This is a genomic window from uncultured Acinetobacter sp. (genome assembly GCF_947626835.1).
Taxonomy (GTDB): Bacteria; Pseudomonadota; Gammaproteobacteria; order Pseudomonadales; family Moraxellaceae; genus Acinetobacter.
On record NZ_CANQTS010000003.1, the window covers coordinates 106,969 to 127,063 of the forward strand.

Here is a 20,095-nt window from a genome sequence, read left to right on the forward strand (position 1 = left end):
ATAATGATTTTGCTGAAATTTTAGTCTCTAAAACTTACTAATTTTTATTTCAAGAGTTGTTGTTTATGTAATGGCTCTAGCTTTAACATGGGCATTATTTTTAGCTTCCAAATCACATAATATTTAATAAAAACCAGCCAAACTGCTATGAAAATAGACGCATGCGTACACATTTTTTAATGAATCATCAGTTCATGTTTTAACTATTTATTAAATAAATACTAGGTAGAAATAGAAAAAATTTTAATTAGAATCAAAAAAACCAACAAAAAATAACCACAGGGCATGATCTAAATAGATGTGCTTGCTTGACAAAAACTAGCTTGAGGGACGCTCATGCAAATTGGAATTCCAACCGAAAGCATACACGGTGAACATCGTGTGGCTGCCACCCCAGAAACAGTAAAAAAATTAATTCATGCGGGTCATCAAGTGGTACTTGAACATGGGGCAGGCACCAAAGCCGCCTACCCGGATGAAAGTTATTTACAGGTTGGGGCAAAAATCACCGAAGATGCTTATTCAGGCAGTGACATCATTTTAAAGGTACGTGCCCCTCAAGGTACAGAAATTCAAAAATTGCCTCAAGGTAGCTGTGTCATTGCCCTGTTTGACCCATACCGTAACCCTGAACTTGAGCAATTTGCGACCCAACAAGTCAATGCCTTTGCTCTTGAGTTGTTACCACGTACTTTGTCGCGTGCTCAAAATATGGATGTCTTGTCATCGCAAGCCAATCTTGCCGGTTATAAGGCAGTGTTGTTAGCCGCCAATGCGTATCAACGTATGTTTCCTATGTTGATGACCGCAGCAGGCACGGTTAAACCTGCACGGGTGGTGGTGATGGGCGTTGGTGTGGCTGGCTTACAAGCCATTGCCACAGCCAAGCGTTTAGGTGCAGTGGTGGAAGCTACGGATTTACGCCCCACCGCTAAAGACCAAGTGGAATCTTTAGGCGGTAAATGGCTTGATGTGCCCATGTCTGCTGAAGAGCAAGCCCGTGCCGATGAAGCTGCTAAAAATGGTTACGGTTGGATGCCGGGTGAACAATATATTCAAGACCAAGCTTTAATTGTCGATAAAGCAGTGGCCAATGCCGATATTGTGATTACCACAGCGTTGTTACCGGGACGTGATGCACCGCGTTTAATTCAAGCGGACACAGTTGCCAAAATGAAACCGGGTTCTGTGATTGTGGATATGGCTGTTGAAACAGGCGGCAATGTGGCAGGCTCTGAGTGTGGCAAAACGGTCACCACAGCCAATGGCGTGCATATTTTAGGTGTACCCAATATTCCTGCCACTGTGGCGACAGAAGCCTCAGCCTTATATGCACGAAACGTCTATAACTTTTTAGAGACCTTATTTGATGCAGACCAGAAATTCACTTTGAATCAAGATGATGAGATTCAAAAAGCCCTTTTGATCACCCATGCTGGTCAAGTCTTACTAAAACGTGGCTAAGGAGTAGCACACATGGTTGAAACAATTACAATTTTTGTCCTTGCCATTTTTGTTGGCTACTACGTGGTTTGGGGGGTGACCCCAGCATTACATACGCCTCTTATGGCGGTCACCAATGCTTTATCTTCGATCATTATTGTAGGTGCCATGATTCAAACCGTTGGCATGCCTGTATTGGGGCTTGAGGGCAATCTTGATTTTCAAAGTATTAATATCGTCAGCGTATTGGGTGCAATGGCGGTGTTCTTAGCCAGTATTAATATTTTTGGTGGCTTTGCGGTCACGGCACGTATGCTGGACATGTTTAAACCAAAACAAAAAAACAAAGAGGGTTGAAACATGGAATTTATTCGAGCCTATGCAGATTGGTTCTACCTGATTGGGGCAGTTTTATTTATTTTAACCTTACGTGGTTTATCTGGGCCAAAAACTGCCATTGTGGGCAACCGCTACGGCATGATCGCCATGGCAATTGCAGTATTGACCACATTCTTTGTGGCACAAGGCCCTGTGGTGTGGATGATTATTGCTGCAATGATTGCAGGAGCTGTGGTGGGGATTGCACGAGCGCGCACTGTGCCCATGACCCAAATGCCCGAAACAGTCGCTTTAATGCACTCCTTAGTAGGTCTAGCGGCGGTGTTAATTGCGGTAGCAGCGATTATTCATAACAATAGCTTACAAGTCATTGGTGCAGAGCGCCTCGCTGCGCAAGGCCTGAACTTTCATGCCATGAGTAAAGTGCATTTATTTGAATTGTTTGTGGGCTGTTTTGTTGGTGCAATTACTTTTACTGCATCTGTGTTTGCTTATGGTAAATTGGCTGCTAAAAAATGGGCAAAAACCATTTCAGGTGCATGGGTTAAACCTGTGCAGGCTTTAATTTTTATTGCCATGCTGATATGTGGATTTACTTTCTTTAGCACAGGCAGTATGTCTGCATTTTGGGCCATGACAGGATTGGCTCTTGTTTTTGGTTGGGTTTGGATTGCACCTGTAGGTGGTGGTGATATGCCGGTAGTGGTCTCTTTACTTAACTCATTTTCAGGATGGGCAGCAGCAGGTATTGGCTTTACTTTAGAAAACAATATGTTAATTGTGGCAGGTTCATTGGTGGGTTCATCAGGCGCCATTTTGTCTTACATTATGTGTAAAGCCATGAATCGTTCAATCATCAATGTGTTGTTTGGTGGTGCAATGGGCGCTGTAGCAGCACCTACAGCAGTAGGTTCGCAAGTGCAGCGTAACTATCGTTCAGGTTCTGCCGATGATGCTGGATTCTTAATGTCCAATGCCGACAGTGTGGTGATTGTGCCGGGGTATGGTATGGCACAAGGCCGTGCGCAAAATGCCGTCAAAGAATTGGCCAATTTACTCAAAGAACAAGGTGTGACGGTACGTTTTGCGATTCATCCTGTTGCAGGACGTATGCCAGGGCATATGAACGTCTTGTTGGCTGAAGCCGATGTACCTTATGATGATATTTTGGAAATGGATGAAATTAACGCTGACTTTCCTGCCACAGATGTGGTATTGGTGATTGGCGCCAATGATGTGGTCAACCCTGCTGCAAAAGATGACCCAAGCTCACCGATTTATGGCATGCCAATTTTAGAAGCACATAAAGCACGTACCATTATGGTCATTAAACGCTCTATGGCAACCGGCTATGCAGGTCTAGATAACGACTTATTTTACAACGACAAAACCATGATGATTTTTGGGGATGCCAAAAAAGTCGTGGAAGAGATGACCAAAGCGATTAATGGTACAGGTCACTAAATCACGGTTATAAAAAAACCGCTGTAAGCAGCGGTTTTTTTAAATAAAACAGCAACTACAAGAATCGCTGTTTTAAATGGCTTATGCCACAGTTTCTGACGGTGCTTCTGGCTGTGCACGCCATAAACTTTCAAGATCATAAAATTTACGTGCTGTAGGAAGCATCGCGTGCACCACTACAAAACCTAAATCAATCAAGATCCATTCAGCATCTTGTTCGCCTTCAATACCAATTGGGCGAAAGCCTGCTTTACGTGCTTCTTCAGCCACGTTATGCGCAAGCGCTTTTAAATGACGGGTTGATGTGCCGCTAGCAATGACAATAGCATCTGCAACGTTACTGATCGTGCTGACATCTAATGTCACGATATCTTTAGCTTTTACATCTTCTAAAGCTTCGCGTACCACATTTAAGCATGCTTGTACGTCTTTAGTTTGAGAATTCATTGCGAGATCGTGAGAATTAGAAGCGCTGGGCGATGGTTCTAAATTCATAAAGGTTAATATTTCCAGACAATAACTCACCTTCTAATATAGCGAATTTAGCGCCAAATTTCAAACCGAAGCCCGATAAACTGCACTATGCCTGTGGAAAAAATGCCGATTTCCATGCCAATGAGCCATTAGAGTCAGGCGTGGGACGATATTCAGCAGCCACGTAGCCTGTATAAAGGCTTGATTTTAAATAATCGAAAATTGCAGCATAGTCAATTTCTCCGGTATTGGGCTGATGTCGACCCGGACAGTCGGCAAATTGAATATGTCCAATCGCATCTATGTTTTCTTTTAAAGCCTGCAAGACATCTTCGCCCATCATGGCCATGTGGTAGCAGTCATATTGCATTTTTAAAGCAGGGTGCTGTACGGCTTCTAGCATTTCTTGTGCTTGCGCGATATTTTGCAGCAAAAAACGTGGCATGTCGGTGCCATTAATCATCTCAAATACAGGTTGAATGCCTGCATCGCTTAAAAGCTGTGTTGCAATTTTAAGATTACTTGCTAATGTACGTAAGCAATGTAGTAAGTCAGCATCCAATGGTTGTTTACCAGCTAAAATATTTACACTCGGTACATCAAGGGCGCGTGCATAGTCAATGGCTTGTGTGACAGCATCACGAAACGCAATTTCACGTCCTGGTACACCGGCTAAGCCATCACCGCCTTGCATTAAATCACCGGCAGGTACGTTAATCAGGCACAGGCTTAACTGGTGCGCTGTCAGTTGTGCTTGAATTTGAGCAATACTGAGTTCATACGGAAATTGAATTTCAACATGATCAAAGCCGTGTTGACGTGCTAAGGCAAAGCGCTCAATTAAAGGCACTTCGGTAAAAATCATCGAAAGATTAACGGCCAATTTCATTTAGTTAACCTCAGTTTTTTGTACAGCATGAATCACCGTGGCTAAGTCCGCTTGGCTATAGCCTTGATGTTGATGCTGCTGTAATTGATCGAGGGCTTGGCTGGCCACAGGAATGGCTAAACCTAAATTGGCAGCTAAACTCATGGCGTTGTTTAAATCTTTAGCTAAAGTTTGTACTTTCCATTGCACCGGCTCAAAAACCTCACTTGCCATTCGTGGGGCTAAGATTTGAAAAGGTTTCGAGTCAGCAAAACCGCCAGCAAGTGCTGGAGCAAGTAATTGAGCATCTACGCCTGCATGTGCAGCCAAGGCAACCGCTTCTGCAATTAAAGTGCTATTGGCAGCCACAATCAGTTGGTTACAAATTTTGGTGGCTTGACCGGTACCACTGTCGCCCATACGCGTCACCCGTTGTGCTAAAGGTGCATAAACTGGTGCTAATTGCTTAATGGTTGTAGCATCACCACCAGCAAAAATAACCAACGTACCTTGTTCAGCACCTGCTGTACCGCCTGACACAGGGGAGTCAATCCAAGTCACGCCTTTATTTTGTGCTGCTTGATGTAGTTTTTGCGTTGCAGCGACTGAAAGACTGGAAAAATCAACAATGATTTGCCCGCTTTGCAAATAAGGCTCGATCTGGGCAAAAACCTGCTGTGCAGCAACGTCATCTGCTAGGCAAAGCATCAATACTTGATACTGAGGCAGTTGTTCAAGTACTAAAGCTTGAGCGCCGTGTGCAATTAAAGGCTCACAAGCACTGGCTGTACGATTCCAAACTGCAACTTCAAAATTGGCATCCAGTAGGCGTATGCTCATACGGCTACCCATGAGTCCCATACCTAAAAAAGCGATCTTGGCTTGATCTAATTGCATCGTTCCCTCTATTTATATTGTCGTGGTAAAAATTCAGTCTGTGGTTGTTTATCTTTTTGACGGGCAAGGCGACTATTTTTGCCCAACAACAATTTAAGTTGCCATATTTTTTCTAAACGTAAAGCTTTATATGGTTGATGCTGCATGGCATCAAGCACTTGTTTTGCTGCATAGAGTGCATCGGGTGAACGCTCAATCAACTCATTTGCCAGTTGTTGAGCCGATCTAAGCGGATCATCAGACAGATGCGTAACCAAGCCAATCTGTTTGGCATATTGGGCGTCAAAAATACGCGCGCTTAAGGTCAGCTCTTTGGCAATATCCAGTGGCATTAAGCCAGCAAGTGAACGGCTAAGCCCCATATCAGGCACTAAGCCCCAGCGACTTTCCATAATTGACATTTGGGTATCAGGATGTGCAATGCGAATATCGGCTGCCAAGGCCAATTGCATCCCCGCGCCAAAACAATAACCTTCAACTGCAGCAATCACTGGTACCGGTAATTGTTGCCACATCAAGCAGGCTTTTTGAAACAGACTTTGCCCCGGTTTTATTAACTGCCATGCTGCAAACAGGCGATGTTTAGGATGATTTAAGTCTTTTAAATCAATGCCTGCACTAAATACATGTGCTTCACCGGTTAAAATGATTGCGCGCACTTGTCTATTATTTTTGAGTTTTTCTGCGCTATGCACTAAGTCTTTAAGCATACTAAAACTCATGGCATTACGTTTATCGGGGCGATTTAAACGTACAATCGCAATGCCATTTTGATATTCAATTTGAATGTCTGCCATATTGTTCTCTTATTGTTAGATTTTGCTTGAGCATAGCATGTTGTGGGCATAGATCACTCAAGTGCGGCTTGATTTAACATTTGCTGTGCGGCATGCCGTACATCTTCAATCGCGGCTTTTAATGCCTCAAAATGTACTAAAGCATCATCAATAAAGGCTTGATCCGCAATTCTTTGTTCTTTGCGTAAAATCGAAACAAATTGCTCAAAATCACCACTGACCTGTTGCAAGGTCGGCGTACCCACATAACGGGTGGCGCCATATAAACGATGTAGCACATGTTCAAGTTGAGGAAAGTCTTCTACTTCAATCAACTCTTGCATTTCGTTTAAGTCTTTATCAAAACTCTCCAACAACATTTTAAGCAAATCTAACGCTAAATCGGGCTTATTGGCCGCCAATTGCAGACTTTGTTGCCAATTTAAAATCTGAGGGTCAAGACTGCCCAAAGGCTTATTCTCGATTTTAAGCTGATTATGCTCAAAACTTTGTTTGGTCCATTGGGTTAAAATTTGAATAATTTGCTCAATTTGAATCGGCTTGGTCACATAATCATCCATACCGCCTTGTAATAAGCGTTGTTTTTCATCGGCTAACGCATGTGCGGTCAGTGCCACAACAGGTAAGCGTTGTGCATGATCAAACGTGGATTCAAGCGAACGAATAGCACGTGTGGTATCTAAACCTGACATCACCGGCATTTGAATATCCATAAACACCAAATCAAAACGTGGCTGACCTTGTTGCATTTGTTGCTCTAAAATACTTAACGCTTCTTGCCCACTTAAGGCGCGGGTCATTTTGACATTCAGCTCAGCCAATAAGGCTTCTAACACAATTAAATTAGGTAAATGATCATCTACAGCTAAGACATGCAGACCTTGACCGTTAAATTGCTCAAATTCTTCTACCACCACAGGCTCTTGTTGGCTGAGTAAAGCGATTAAGGCACTACGACTTAAAGGTTGATACAAAGCACGGGCTTGATAGTCACTCAACACATTCGGTTCAAGCTGCATTTGATAGCCATACACCGCTAAATTGCCACGATAACGATGACGAATTTCACGCAATAAAGCGGCACTGTCACCACTATGGTCAACAATCAGCCATGTGTTTTCATTGGCATCTAAATGATTTAAGTCGCTAAACAGCTCCAAAATTGAGCTAGATTCACGGTGCTGTACATGATAGTTTTCTAAATAATGACGCAGCACATTGGCAGTGGCAGGGTGCGATAAATACGACAGCACTTGAATCTGGCTAAAGTCTGGATGCGGCGTGTAATCTTCCTCATTGACGCTAAACATGGCCGTAAACCAAAAGGTTGAGCCTTTTTCTGTTGGTGCGCGTTCTTGGTTATCTTCAAAGCCAATATGACCTTGCATTAAATGCACCAATTGTTTGGAAATAGCCAAGCCTAAACCGGTACCACCAAATTGACGCGTGACCGATGCATCACCTTGTGAGAACGATTCAAACAGCTTTTTACGGTCTGTACCACTTAAGCCAATACCGCTGTCTTGGACGCTAAAATGTAATAAACATTGACCAATGTCGTCATCTTCCATGCGCACACGCACAATAATTTCACCATCAGGGGTGAATTTAATCGCATTAGAAATCAGATTGGTTAAAATCTGTTTAAAGCGTAGCGCATCGCCAATCACATGCTGTGGAATATTGTCGGCATAATAAAAGGCCATCGCAATTTGCTTTTGCGCTGCAAGTGGCGATAGCATATCCATCACATCAAAAATGGCTTCTTCTAAATCAAAAGGCGCGGTTTCTAGCTCAAGTTTGCCGGCATCAATTTTAGAAAAATCTAATACATCGTTAATTAACGCCAATAAATGCGCGGATGATTTACGAATGGTTTGTAAATATAAATTTTGCTCAGTGGATAAATTACCTTGGCGCAGCAACAGGTGAATAAAGCCATCAATGCTGTTTAAGGGCGTGCGTAACTCATGGCTAATGTTGGCTAAAAACACCGACTTAGATTGGTTGGCTTGAATGGCCTGATCGCGTGCTTGACGGTAGGTAATGTTTTGCACTTCTAAAGTATCTAAAGTACGGCGTAAATCGTCTTCGGTTTGTTCGGTATGTTCTTTAAGTTCTAAAAAGCTATAATGTAAGCGTTTGACCACATTGGCAATATCACGTTGTAACAGGCGTAATTCACCGGTGCTATTAATCACCATATGCTGATCTAAGGTGTCGGCATTAAGGCGCTGCAACTGCATACGAATTTCGTACATCGGTGCAATCCAACGCCGTGAATAAAAGTTTAAACACAGCAATAAGAGTAATAAAGTTAGTAAGCCTGTGGCCACTAAAACAATCAGTACCCGATAGCGCGCAATTTGTAAGGGTTGGTTGTCCAATTCAACCATCAGCCATGCGGTTTTATTAGGAGATTGATGAATCGCCATGCCATAAATATGACTATTTTGATGTTCAATCGGCCCTAAAAAGCTGGTATTGGGGCTAGGTTTTGGCCACGGCGCTTGGGCTTGATCACCCAAACTTAACCGATTGACACCTTTATCATCAAGAATTGCAGTCCGAATTACATGCTTATTGTTCATCATGGTTTGCATAAAGGTGCGACCATGATCGTAATGCAAAGGATAATAATTGAGTAGGGTGATGGCTTGTTCGGCTTGAGTTTGAAAACGCGTTAAAATAGCAATCGCCATTTGCCGTTGCTGCGCTTTGGCGGCATCTGAGGTTTCAGTTAAAACTAAAGCTGCACCCACACAGGCCAAGACCATAATCGGCACAAAAATCAAGGCAATCAGTTGCCCATAAGCGTGATTTAAGTGTAAGCGCTTAAATAATTTTTTATTGATATTGGACATAATCAGTCAGGCAGCTTTTGTTTGGGCAAGAGTTTAACATGCTTTTTTCCTGTGATGCGCCTTTACATACCGATAAGAAAAAGCCTGTTAAATGGGTGCAGAATCAAGCATTTTTTCATACAATAGCCGCACCTCGATACAGGTACGGACCATGCGTAACACAACCCCTGATTTTCAAGCAGACGAATTTTTACTGGATCACTATGTAGGTAACACACCACTGGTGCGTTTACAGCGTCTGGCAAATCATACTCAAGCAACAGTATTGGCGAAATTAGAAGGCAATAATCCTGCCGGTTCAGTCAAAGATCGTCCTGCTTATAATATGATTATGCAAGCCGAAAAGCGTGGTCAGATTCAGCCGGGTGATACGTTAATTGAAGCGACCAGCGGAAATACAGGCATTGCTTTAGCGATGGTCGCAGCCATGCGCGGCTACCACATGAAACTGATTATGCCGGCCAATTCCAGCCAAGAGCGTAAAGATGCTATGGCAGCGTATGGGGCTGAGTTAATTGAAGCCAATAACATGGAAGAAGCACGTGATTTAGCACTCAAAATGCAAGCCGATGGCGTAGGTTTAGTGCTGAATCAATTTGGTAATCCCGACAATGTTGAGGCACATTACTTGACCACAGGTCCTGAAATTTGGCGTCAAACAGGGGGCAAAATCACCCATTTTGTCAGTTCTATGGGTACCACAGGCACCATCATGGGCATTTCTAAATATTTAAAAGAACAAAATCCAGACATTCAAATTGTAGGCTTACAACCGGCCGAAGGCTCCAATATTCCCGGTATTCGTCGTTGGCCAACAGAATATCTACCGACGATTTTTGATGCCTCACGCGTGGATCAGATTATGGATATTCCGCAAATTGAAGCGGAAAAAACTGCACGTCAATTGGCACGTCGTGAAGGGATTAGCGCAGGTGTATCATCGGGTGGTGCAGTATGGGCTGCGGTAAAAATTGCTGAACAACAGCCAGATGCTGTTATTGTATGTATTGTATGCGACCGTGGCGATCGTTATTTATCGACAGGTTTGTTCTCAGTTCAAGACTAAGCAATCAAAAAAGGGTCATTGTATGCGTTTACCGGTATTAGTTTTTGATATTGAAACCTTAACCGACAAAAAATCAGGTGCGCATTTATATGACCTTGATTTGCCAGCAGATGATTTAGATGCCGCTTTGGCAAAACTACGCCGCCAAGAGGCAGGTACTGATTTTCAGCGTTTGCCTTTACATGAAATTGTGTGTATTTCTGGGCTGTGGATTAATGAACAAGAACAGATCAAACTGTTTTCATTTAGCCAAGAGCACTATAGCGAATATGAAATTTTAGAAAAGTTTTTGTCAATCTTTGATAAGCGTTATCCAACTTTAGTCAGTTGGAATGGTTCACAATTTGATTTGCCGGTAATTTTATATCGTGCCATGTATCATGGTTTATCTGCGCCAAGTTTGTTTGATCAAGGCGAAATTGATAACCAAAAGCGCTATAATAACTATCAAAACCGTTATCATCAGCGTCATGTTGATTTAATGGACGTGATGGCCATGTTTAATGGTCGTAATTTCCAAAAGCTCGATGATATTGCCCATTTACTTGGTTTTCCGGGTAAACGTGGCTTGGCAGGTTATCATGTACCCAAGTACGTGGCCGATGCAAACTGGCAAGCACTGACCAGCTATTGTGAGGGTGATGTGCTTAATACATGGTTGGTATTTTTGCGTTGGGCATTACTCAAAGGTTTAATCAGCAAAGACATCCATCACATGTGGATTCAACGCAGCATTGACTATTTACATACGCAACCGCAACAGAGCGAGTTTTTGCAGCTCTGGCGCAACAATTCGCAACACACCGCATTTACTGCATTAGATTTCTCCCCAGATAAAAATTAGGTATCCATGAAACACAGAGCTAAACCTCGTCCTACGGCCCAACCCAAGTACATTTTTCAGGTTGAATCGCTATCACATGAAGGACGAGGGATAGCGCATTATGGCAGCCATCCGGAGCATCCAAGTGATAAGCACGGTAAAAAAGTCTTTATTGAAGGGGCTTTACCGGGCGAAACTGTGCTTGCCAAAATCACCAATGTGGTGAAACGCTTAGAAGAAGCCGATTGCCTTGAAGTGCTGAGTGAGCCGTCTGATCTACGTGTGCAACCGCCGTGTGTGCATATTGAGCATTGTGGCGGTTGTAATATGCAGCATATTGCCAAAGATGAACAAATTCGTCTAAAACAGCAAGTATTACAATCTCATTTGACCCATTTTGCCGGTTTAAGCCCAGAAAAATGGTTAGAGCCTATGCGATCAGCGCGTGAAGATTACCGTCGTAAAGCACGTATTGGTGTGCGCTATATTGCCAGTCAAGATAAGTTGGTAGTGGGCTTTCGTGAAAAGCAAAGCAACAAACTCACCTCGATTGATCGTTGTTTAATTTTAGATGAGCAGTTTGGTTCACTGACGCGTTTAAAACAATTGCTGCAAGGGCTAGAGGGCAAAGCCCACATCGGTCATTTAGAATTGGCCATGGGGGACCAAGAAATTGCCTTGGTGTTACGTCATTTACAGCCTTTAAGCGAGCAGGATGTCAACCAATTGCGCGAATTTGCGTTACATAAAGGTTGGCAGTTGTATTTGGCCGGTGACGACAAAAACTTAGTGCGTATTGATCAAGCCAATGCTGCTTCACGCCTACATTACAGTTTGCCTGAGTTTGCATTGCGTTTTGCTTTTCATCCACATGACTTTACTCAAGTTAACTCAACGGTAAATCCTAAAATGGTACAGTTGGCATGCCAATTGCTAGACTTGCAGCCCGGTGAACGTGTTTTAGATCTATTTTGTGGTTTAGGTAACTTCTCCTTGCCATTGGCACGTTGTGTGGGTGAAGATGGGCAAGTGATTGGGGTGGAAGGTAGCGATGAGATGGTGAAGCGTGGCACAGAAAATGCCAAACTCAACCAAATCAAACAGGTGCAATTTTATTCACAAGATTTAACACAAGATTTTTCGCACCAAGCTTGGGCAAAACAAGGCTTTGATGCATTATTAATTGACCCACCACGTAGCGGTGCAGAACAGGTCATGCAGTATGTGCCCAAATTTGGTGCAAAACGTTTGGTTTATGTGTCATGTAATCCGGCCACTTTGGCGCGTGATGCCAAAATCTTGGCAGAACATGGCTATGACTTAATCCAAGCGGGTGTCATGGATATGTTTACCCATACCGGACATGTTGAATCGATTGCTTTATTTAAAAAACACGAAATAGACGACTTATAAATTTATAATATATGATGCAGCTTAGAAGAGAAGTAGGAGACGGCTATGGTCACAGTACGTGAACAACTTCCGGGACGATTAAATGAATTGTCTGAGGAAACGACTGTTGAGCATGCTGAACAAGCTCAGCACGATTTAGCGGAATGGCTTGATCGTGTTCGTGCTATTTTTGATGGTGCAGAACTTAAACAACTCGAAGAAGTTGCCCAACTTGCCTTGCAGCGCGAGTTAGAAAGTACAGTCAAGCATCCATCCAATACTTTTTACACCGGTTTAGAGATGGCCAATATCTTGGCACATCTGTATGTCGATGAAGACACCTTGTCGGCGGCAATGCTGTATCGTGGTGTACGTGAAGGGGTGATTTCGCTTGAAGAAGTGCTCAATGACTTTGGTGCCAATGTGCATGGCTTAGTCAAAGGCACTTTGGCTATGGGTAAGCTGTCGGAGCTAATTGAAAAAAATAAACGCTTAGAAGATCACTTTAACAATAACCAACGTGAACATCTGACCGGTATTTATAAAATGCTGATTTCGGTCACTGAAGATGTACGTGTGGTATTGATTAAATTGGCAGAGCGTACCTATGCCTTACGTGAATTGGCCAAGTCATCCAAAGACCGTCAAGAACGTGTGGCACGTGAAATTTTAACCATTTACTCGCCTCTTGCCCACCGTTTGGGGATTGCACAGTTAAAGTGGGAACTTGAAGATTTAGCTTTCCGTTATTTGGCTCCAGAGCGTTATAAAGAAATTGCATCACTCCTCAATGAAAAGCGTTTGGAGCGTGAGCAATATATCCAATTTGTGATTGATAAGCTGCGTAATGCTTTACTTGAATATGGCATTGAAGCTGAAATTAGTGGACGGGTGAAACATATTTACTCGATCTATCGCAAAATGAAGAGTAAAGACTTAAGTTTTGATCAGCTTTACGATATTCGTGCAGTGCGTGTGTTGGTCAAAGCAGTGCCTGAGTGTTATCACACGTTAGGGATTGTGCATCAAATGTGGCGGCATATTCCGCATCAATTTGATGACTATATTACCAATCCTAAAGCCAATGGTTATCGCTCATTACATACTGCAGTGATTGCCGAGAACAAATCTTTAGAAGTGCAGATTCGTACCCATGCCATGCATAACGAAGCTGAACTTGGGGTGTGTTCGCACTTTAATTATAAAGAAGGCTCTAAAAACACCGATCATTCGTTTAACCATCGTTTACATTCTTTACGTGCCGTGCTTGAGCATTATCAAGAACGTAATGATGCCAGCGCCCACAAAGACGAAGATGCTGAAGAAAATTTTGATAAAATTCAAGAATTTGAAGATTTTGAAAAGATTTATGTGTTTAGTCGTGATGGTGACATTAAAGAATTACCGCGTGGTTCGACGGTGCTGGATTTTGCCTATCATGTGCACACCGAAGTGGGCAACAAGTGCTATGCAGCACGTGTCAATCAGCGCTATGTGCCGTTAACCTACACCTTAAAAACTGGTGAGCAGGTTGAAATTTTAACCAAAAAAGACCGTGAGCCTAATCGTGATTGGTTGGTCAATTCACTCGGTTATATTAAAACCGGACGTGCGCGTGACAAACTACGTCATTGGTTCCGTCAGCAAGATCGCAGTAAAAACTTAGAGGTTGGACGTGAGATTCTGCATAAGGAATTATTGCGTTTAGCACTGCATCCTAAAAGTATTGATTTGGCAGATTACTGCAACCATTTTAATGTTAAATCAGGCGAAGATATTTTAATTGGCTTGGTCAATGGCGACATTAGCCTGCATGCTTTGATTAACCAAGTTAATCGTCATATGCACCTTGATCAGGATGAACCTGAATTGGTGCTTAAGCCGACTTTAAATCCGCGTGCCAGTCATACTTTGTCTGCACATGGTATTTTAATTGATGGTTTAGACAATGTAGAGTTGCATATTGCGCAGTGCTGTCAGCCAGTACATGGTGAATCCATTGCCGGTTACATTACCTTAAATCGTGGAGTCAGTATTCACAAAGTGGCGTGTCCAGATTATCTACGCATGATTCACAATGAACCTGAACGTGCAGTAGAAGCTGATTGGGAAATGCAACCTACACGTGGTCAAAGTGTGCAAATTGTGGTGGAAGCTTATGATCGCCGTGGTTTGCTCAAAGACTTAACCCAAGTAATTTTTTCAGATCAAATTAATATTCGTCAGGTCAATACCATCTCAGAAGCCGATGGGATTGCCAATATGAAATTATTAATTGAAGTTAAAGGTTTGGCACAATTATCACGTTTGTTGGCACGTTTAGAGCAGCAACCGGGCATTATCAGCGCGCGCCGTTTAGTTCAAGGTAACTAAAGCTGCGACCAAGACCAGCAGGCTCGCTTGCTGGTTTTTTTATGGAATATCATCATGCACATCGTTTTTGATTGTCAGCCTATTCATCATTTGGTGACACTAGATAAAGATCTCACCCGTCCGCAATATGTGGCTGCACAAAAGCAAGCCTTACATGCTTACCGCTTAGTCAAGCTGAGTCAATATTTAGGTCGTAACATCCAAGCTTCTGAGTTGTTAAAAACTGAACACGGCAAACCTTATTTACCCGATTTAGCCTTTAACCATAGCCACAGTCAGCAGCATTATGCTTTGGTGATGAGCCGTACCCAGCCAGATATTGGCGTTGATATTGAAGACTTAAACCGCAAGGTACGCTTTGGAGCATTGGCTCAACATGCGTTTAGCCAACATGAATTACAAGCGTGGTATGCCAGTGGACAAGACACATGCTATTGGTTTCAGATTTGGACCGCTAAAGAAGCGATTGTTAAAGCAGCAGGGCTTGGGATTCGTTTAAGTCTTAATACTTTAGAAACTAATGTACGATTTGGATATATGCAAGGCGAGATGCAGCATCCATCATTAGGCGCCTTTGAATATGAGCATAGAGTATTAGACGCTGCACTTGTGACGATAGCATGGCGTAAAAGCCAGAGCCGCCCACATATCACATGGGCATAAAAAAGCCCATCCGAAGATAGGCTGTTTAAAATTATGCATTAACGCGGTGGCAATTGCTCATCAGCTTGTTCTTCAAATTCAGGTTTAACCGTGACAATAAAGTCTTGACGGTTCAGACCACGCCATAGTGAGAAGGCAGTACCAATATAAATAGAAGAATAAGTACCCACAAACACACCAATAAACATGGCAATCGAGAACCATTTGAGGCCATCACCGCCCATGAACATCATTGCCACAACCACCAATAATAAGGTCATAGAGGTATGAATGGTACGACGTAAGGTTTCCGTTAAGGCAAGGTTGACCACTTCTAAAGGCGTTGCACCACGAATCTTACGGAAGTTTTCACGAATACGATCCGACACCACAATGTTATCGTTAAGTGAAAAACCAATAATTGCTAATAATGCTGCAAGTACAGTTAAGTCAAATGGCCATTGCATAAAAGCAAAGAAACCTAGTGTCACCACAATGTCGTGGAACAAAGACAAAACTGCACCCATTGCCAACTTAAACTCAAAGCGAATGGTGACATAGACTAGCATCAGCAACAACGCTAAGCCCACAGCACCGGCTGAGCGCACATACAGCTCATTACCGACTTGACCACCGACTACATCAACTTTAGGCACTTCAGCTGCGTTATTAGGCAACTGAACGGCTTGTGTGATGGTTTTGGTTAAGTCTTCAGCTTCAATGTCTTCTTGAACCGGCATACGTACCATCAGGTCACGTTCTGAACCTAAGGTTTGTACCACAGCATCATTAAAGCCAGCTTGGCTTAAAGCATTGCTGACTTGCTCAGGTTTAACTGGATTGGTGTAATTAAGCTCCGCAGCAATACCACCAGTGAAGTCTAAACCTAGGTTTAAACCTTTGGTGGCAATAAAGAAAATACTTGCAAGCGTTAAGAAAATCGATAGCAATGCCGCAGGCAAAGCAATCTTCATAAACGGAATCACGCGTTCTTCTTCAGGGCGACCATATTGCGGTTGAGAATTTTCAGTCATCATCGATCTCCTTAAATGCTCAACTTTTTCAAGTCGCGTTTTTTGCCATAAATCAGCTGTACAATGGCACGCGTGACCGTAATGGCGGTAAACATTGAGCAGACAATACCGATCATCAAGGTGACAGCAAAGCCTTTAATTGGGCCTGTACCAATGGCAAATAGAATAAATGCCACCAAGAATGTGGTTAAGTTGGAGTCAAAAATGGTGTTATAAGCACGCTCATAACCGGCAACAATCGCTTGTTTTGGCGATGCTCCCCATTTGATTTCCTCACGTATTCGCTCACAAATTAGTACGTTGGCATCGACAGCCATACCAATGGTAATCACAATACCTGCAATACCCGGTAGTGTTAATGATGCACCTAACCAAGACATTACAGTTAAGATCATGGCTAAGTTAAACACTAAGGCAAAGTTGGCAATCACCCCAAATAAACGGAAGAATACCACCATCCAAATTGCCACCAATAAGAAGCCAATTTGAGTCGATAGCACGCCTTTATCAATGTTTTCTTGACCTAAACTTGGACCAATGACACGTTCTTCAACAAAGTACATTGGTGCAGCTAAAGCACCGGCACGTAGCATCAACGCGAGTTCTGCTGCTTCTTGTGGTGAATCTAAACCTGTGATACGGAACTGTGAACCTAACACCGCTTGAATGGTTGCGGCGTTAATTACCACAGATTCGGTGTATGGGGTACGTACTTCGGTTTGTGTACCGGTTTCAGGGTCGGTGACAAAGCTAATCTTTTGTTTATTTTCAATAAACAACACCGCCATACGTTTGCCTACGGCATTACGTGTGGCATCTGCCATTAATTTACCACCCGCAGAGTCGAGGGTAATATTTACCTCAGCACCGCCAGTATCTTGGCTAAAACCGCTTGAGGCATTTTGCACACGCTCACCAGTTAAGATACGGCTACGATTAAGCAGTAATTCACGACCACTGTCGAGTGATTCAAAGGCAAAGACTTCAGTGCCCGGTGGAATCGGTTGACCATTTGATTTACCCAAATATGGGTCAATGTATTGGTCATTTAAATCCGACACCAAACGGAATTCTAAGTTGGCAGTACGACCCAAAACACGTTTTGCTTCGGCTGTGTCTTGTACACCGGGTAATTCAACCACAATACGGTTGCTACCTTGGGTTTGAACCAAAGCTTCAGCCACACCTAATTCGTTAATACGATTACGTAAGGTCGTTAAGTTTTGATTGACCGCATAGCTTTGAATTTCTTGACGACGTGCATCTGTGTATTCTAAACGTAAGGTTGCACCAGCTTCGGTGGCAAGCGCTTGTTGATTAAACTCATTACCATTACGACGTAAAAAGTCCATCGCAGCACTACGGTCATCGTTATTGGCAAATTGAACCGTAAGCGTATTGTTGTTTAAGCTTAAGCTATTAAATTTGATGTTGTTATCACGAAGCTGACGACGTAGATCGGTCGCGGATGTTTCCATACGCTGACTAATCGCTTTGTCCATATCCACTTCAAGTAAGAAATGCACACCACCGCGTAAATCCAGACCGAGCTTCATTGGTTTAGCACCAATTTTTTGTAGCCACTCTGGGGTAGTTGGCGCTAAGTTTAACGCAACAACATAGTCATCGCCTAAACCTTGACGTAAGGCTTCTTTGGCTTTGAGCTGAGCTTCTGATGAATCTAGACGTAACAAGGCAGCATTATTGCTAAAGCTGTTGTCATGACTTGAAATATTTTCGCTTTTGAGGATTTGCTCTGCTTTTTGTACGATGCTCTGGTCAATTTGAGTACCGGCTTTGGCACCCGAAATTTGCACAGCAGGTTCATCAGGATACAAACTTGGCAGGGCATATAAAGTACTGATCGCCAAAACCACGAGGATCAGTAGATATTTCCATGCAGGGTAACGCATTTATTTTCTTCTTAAAATAAAAAGTCGTGCAATGTGCACGACTGAAACAGTGATTAAAGGTTATTTAAAGTGCCTTCAGGTAAAACCGAAATCACGCTTGCACGTTGAATTTTAACTTCTACGCCACGGCTGAGTTCGACCACAGCAAAATCACCTTCAATTTTGATGATACGACCCATCAAGCCACCAGCAAACACCACTTCGCTGCCGACACCTAAGCTTTCAACTAGGCTACGGTGTTCTTTGGCACGTTTTGCTTGAGGGCGCCAAATCAAGAAGTAGAAAATTGCCACAAATACAGCAATCATTAAAATGTTGGCCATGAGGCTTGGTTGTTGTGCGGCTTCACCGGCTGCATGAGCAGTCGAAATAAAAAGGCTCATCTATAATTTCCTAAATACTAAGTCAATAAGGTCTTGAACAGCAATTTACCTTGTCTTTTTCTTTAGCGCAAATGGCAAAAAGATTAATCGACTGGGCAAGGTGGTACTTCTAGACCACGACGTGCATAAAAGTCTGCCACAAACTCATCAAATGTGCCGTTATCTAAGGCATCACGCATCATTTCCGTTAAACGCAGGTAATAACGTAAATTGTGAATGGTACCGAGCATTGAAGCGAGCATTTCACCGCATTTTTCTAAATGGAATAAATATGAACGAGTGAAGTTGGTACAAGTATAGCAATCGCAATGTGGGTCAAGTGGGCCTTGGTCATGACGATATTGACTGTTACGAATACGCACTAAACCATCAGTGACAAAATAATGACCATTACGTGCATTACGCGTTGGCATCACGCAGTCAAACATATCCACGCCACGACGCACCGCCTCAACAATATCTTCAGGTTTACCCACACCCATTAAATAACGCGGTTTATCGGCTGGCATTTGCTCAGGCAGATAATCTAAAACTTTGATCATCTCTTCTTTAGGTTCACCCACTGATAAACCACCAATCGCATAACCATCAAAGTCAATCTCAAGTAAACCTTTTAATGACTCTTCACGTAAATCTTCGTACATGCCGCCTTGGATAATTCCAAACAATGCATTACGGTTTTTTAACACTTCATGGTGTTGGGTTTTACAACGCTTGGCCCAACGCAGTGACAACTGCAACGATTTTTGCGCTTCTTCACGCGTTGCAGGATAAGGTGTACATTCATCAAAAATCATCACAATGTCAGAATTCAAGGTATGTTGAATGTCCATTGAGATTTCAGGCGATAAAAAGACTTTTGAACCATCAATTGGTGAGCGGAAGGTCACACCTTCTTCTTTAATTTTACGCATAGCGCCAAGACTAAACACTTGGAAGCCACCTGAGTCGGTTAAAATTGGGTTATTCCATTTCATAAACTGGTGTAAGCCGCCGTGTTCACGAATCACATCTAAACCAGGACGTAGGTATAAATGGAAGGTATTGCCCAAAATCACTTGAGATTTAATCTCTTTGATATCGCGTGGCAACACACCTTTGACTGTGCCGTAGGTACCTACAGGCATAAACATAGGTGTTTCAACCACACCATGTTCTAAAGTCAAGCGACCACGACGAGCACGGCCCGACTGGGTTAATTTTTCAAACTTCATAAACGTTCCAACTCAAGGCGAAAAAACAGTTCGCTGATGGCTAAAAATAAAGGGGGCTATTTTCCTTGATTCTTAACCGAAACGCTAGCTTTTGCTGAGTGGGTGTGTA

Annotated in this window: 17 protein-coding genes; 8 read left to right on the top strand and 9 right to left on the bottom strand. The window is 42.9% G+C overall.

The genetic code is table 11. From position 1 onward, the window contains the following. Positions 1–336 precede the first annotated feature (336 nt). The 3 genes from Q0Z55_RS03050 to Q0Z55_RS03060 are packed head-to-tail and all read left to right on the top strand — an operon-like array spanning position 337 to position 3,246. Complete coding sequence (locus Q0Z55_RS03050; protein ID WP_297423995.1) at positions 337–1,464, top strand: Re/Si-specific NAD(P)(+) transhydrogenase subunit alpha; 1,128 nt, start codon at positions 337–339, stop codon at positions 1,462–1,464. Positions 1,465–1,476: 12 nt separating this feature from the next. Further along, positions 1,477–1,800, top strand: coding sequence for a proton-translocating transhydrogenase family protein (locus Q0Z55_RS03055; RefSeq protein WP_297423998.1), 324 nt, complete (start codon positions 1,477–1,479; stop codon positions 1,798–1,800). A 3-nt stretch (positions 1,801–1,803) separates the two neighbouring features. Further along, the gene (locus Q0Z55_RS03060; RefSeq protein WP_297424000.1) at positions 1,804–3,246 is read left to right on the top strand and encodes an NAD(P)(+) transhydrogenase (Re/Si-specific) subunit beta; all 1,443 of its coding nucleotides are present in this window, start codon (positions 1,804–1,806) and stop codon (positions 3,244–3,246) included. 81 nt (positions 3,247–3,327) lie between these two features. Here the strand turns inward: Q0Z55_RS03060 and rsfS are convergent, their stop codons facing one another. The 5 genes from rsfS to Q0Z55_RS03085 all read right to left on the bottom strand — a co-directional run bounded on the left by rsfS (position 3,328) and on the right by Q0Z55_RS03085 (position 9,146). After that, complete coding sequence (gene rsfS / locus Q0Z55_RS03065; protein ID WP_297424002.1) at positions 3,328–3,741, bottom strand: ribosome silencing factor; 414 nt, start codon at positions 3,739–3,741, stop codon at positions 3,328–3,330. 85 nt (positions 3,742–3,826) lie between these two features. After that, positions 3,827–4,609, bottom strand: a complete 783-nt coding sequence (locus tag Q0Z55_RS03070) for a TIM barrel protein (protein ID WP_297424004.1) — start codon at positions 4,607–4,609, stop codon at positions 3,827–3,829. Then, positions 4,610–5,485, bottom strand: coding sequence for an NAD(P)-dependent oxidoreductase (locus Q0Z55_RS03075; RefSeq protein ID WP_297424007.1), 876 nt, complete (start codon positions 5,483–5,485; stop codon positions 4,610–4,612). Positions 5,486–5,493: 8 nt separating this feature from the next. Next, positions 5,494–6,282 carry a crotonase/enoyl-CoA hydratase family protein gene (locus Q0Z55_RS03080; RefSeq protein WP_297424009.1) on the bottom strand — a complete coding sequence of 263 codons (789 nt, stop codon included), beginning with the start codon at positions 6,280–6,282 and terminating at the stop codon, positions 5,494–5,496. A 53-nt stretch (positions 6,283–6,335) separates the two neighbouring features. Next, entirely contained in the window at positions 6,336–9,146 is a 2,811-nt protein-coding gene (locus Q0Z55_RS03085; RefSeq protein ID WP_297424011.1) for an ATP-binding protein, read from the bottom strand. Between the two features lie 151 nt (positions 9,147–9,297). Here Q0Z55_RS03085 and cysM point away from each other — a divergent pair, with 151 nt between their 5' ends. The 5 genes from cysM to Q0Z55_RS03110 are packed head-to-tail and all read left to right on the top strand — an operon-like array spanning position 9,298 to position 15,463. Next, positions 9,298–10,212, top strand: coding sequence for a cysteine synthase CysM (gene cysM, locus Q0Z55_RS03090; protein WP_297424013.1), 915 nt, complete (start codon positions 9,298–9,300; stop codon positions 10,210–10,212). A gap of 22 nt (positions 10,213–10,234) precedes the next feature. Next, positions 10,235–11,056: a 3'-5' exonuclease gene (locus Q0Z55_RS03095; protein WP_297424015.1), complete on the top strand. Its 822-nt coding sequence runs from the start codon at positions 10,235–10,237 to the stop codon at positions 11,054–11,056. A gap of 6 nt (positions 11,057–11,062) precedes the next feature. Then, entirely contained in the window at positions 11,063–12,448 is a 1,386-nt protein-coding gene (gene rlmD / locus Q0Z55_RS03100; RefSeq protein ID WP_297424018.1) for a 23S rRNA (uracil(1939)-C(5))-methyltransferase RlmD, read from the top strand. Between the two features lie 45 nt (positions 12,449–12,493). Further along, complete coding sequence (locus tag Q0Z55_RS03105; protein WP_297424020.1) at positions 12,494–14,800, top strand: bifunctional (p)ppGpp synthetase/guanosine-3',5'-bis(diphosphate) 3'-pyrophosphohydrolase; 2,307 nt, start codon at positions 12,494–12,496, stop codon at positions 14,798–14,800. A gap of 54 nt (positions 14,801–14,854) precedes the next feature. After that, on the top strand, positions 14,855–15,463 hold the full coding sequence (locus Q0Z55_RS03110; protein WP_297424024.1) for a 4'-phosphopantetheinyl transferase superfamily protein: 609 nt from the start codon (positions 14,855–14,857) through the stop codon (positions 15,461–15,463). A gap of 38 nt (positions 15,464–15,501) precedes the next feature. Here Q0Z55_RS03110 and secF read toward each other — a convergent pair whose 3' ends face one another. From secF to tgt, 4 genes are all read right to left on the bottom strand, one after another. Beyond that, the gene (gene secF, locus Q0Z55_RS03115) at positions 15,502–16,476 is read right to left on the bottom strand and encodes a protein translocase subunit SecF (RefSeq protein WP_297424026.1); all 975 of its coding nucleotides are present in this window, start codon (positions 16,474–16,476) and stop codon (positions 15,502–15,504) included. Between the two features lie 11 nt (positions 16,477–16,487). Continuing rightward, positions 16,488–18,389, bottom strand: coding sequence for a protein translocase subunit SecD (secD, locus tag Q0Z55_RS03120; RefSeq protein ID WP_297424028.1), 1,902 nt, complete (start codon positions 18,387–18,389; stop codon positions 16,488–16,490). A 53-nt stretch (positions 18,390–18,442) separates the two neighbouring features. Further along, on the bottom strand, positions 18,443–18,772 hold the full coding sequence (yajC, locus tag Q0Z55_RS03125; RefSeq protein ID WP_297424030.1) for a preprotein translocase subunit YajC: 330 nt from the start codon (positions 18,770–18,772) through the stop codon (positions 18,443–18,445). A gap of 83 nt (positions 18,773–18,855) precedes the next feature. Further along, positions 18,856–19,986 carry a tRNA guanosine(34) transglycosylase Tgt gene (gene tgt / locus Q0Z55_RS03130; protein ID WP_297424032.1) on the bottom strand — a complete coding sequence of 377 codons (1,131 nt, stop codon included), beginning with the start codon at positions 19,984–19,986 and terminating at the stop codon, positions 18,856–18,858. Positions 19,987–20,095 lie beyond the last annotated feature (109 nt).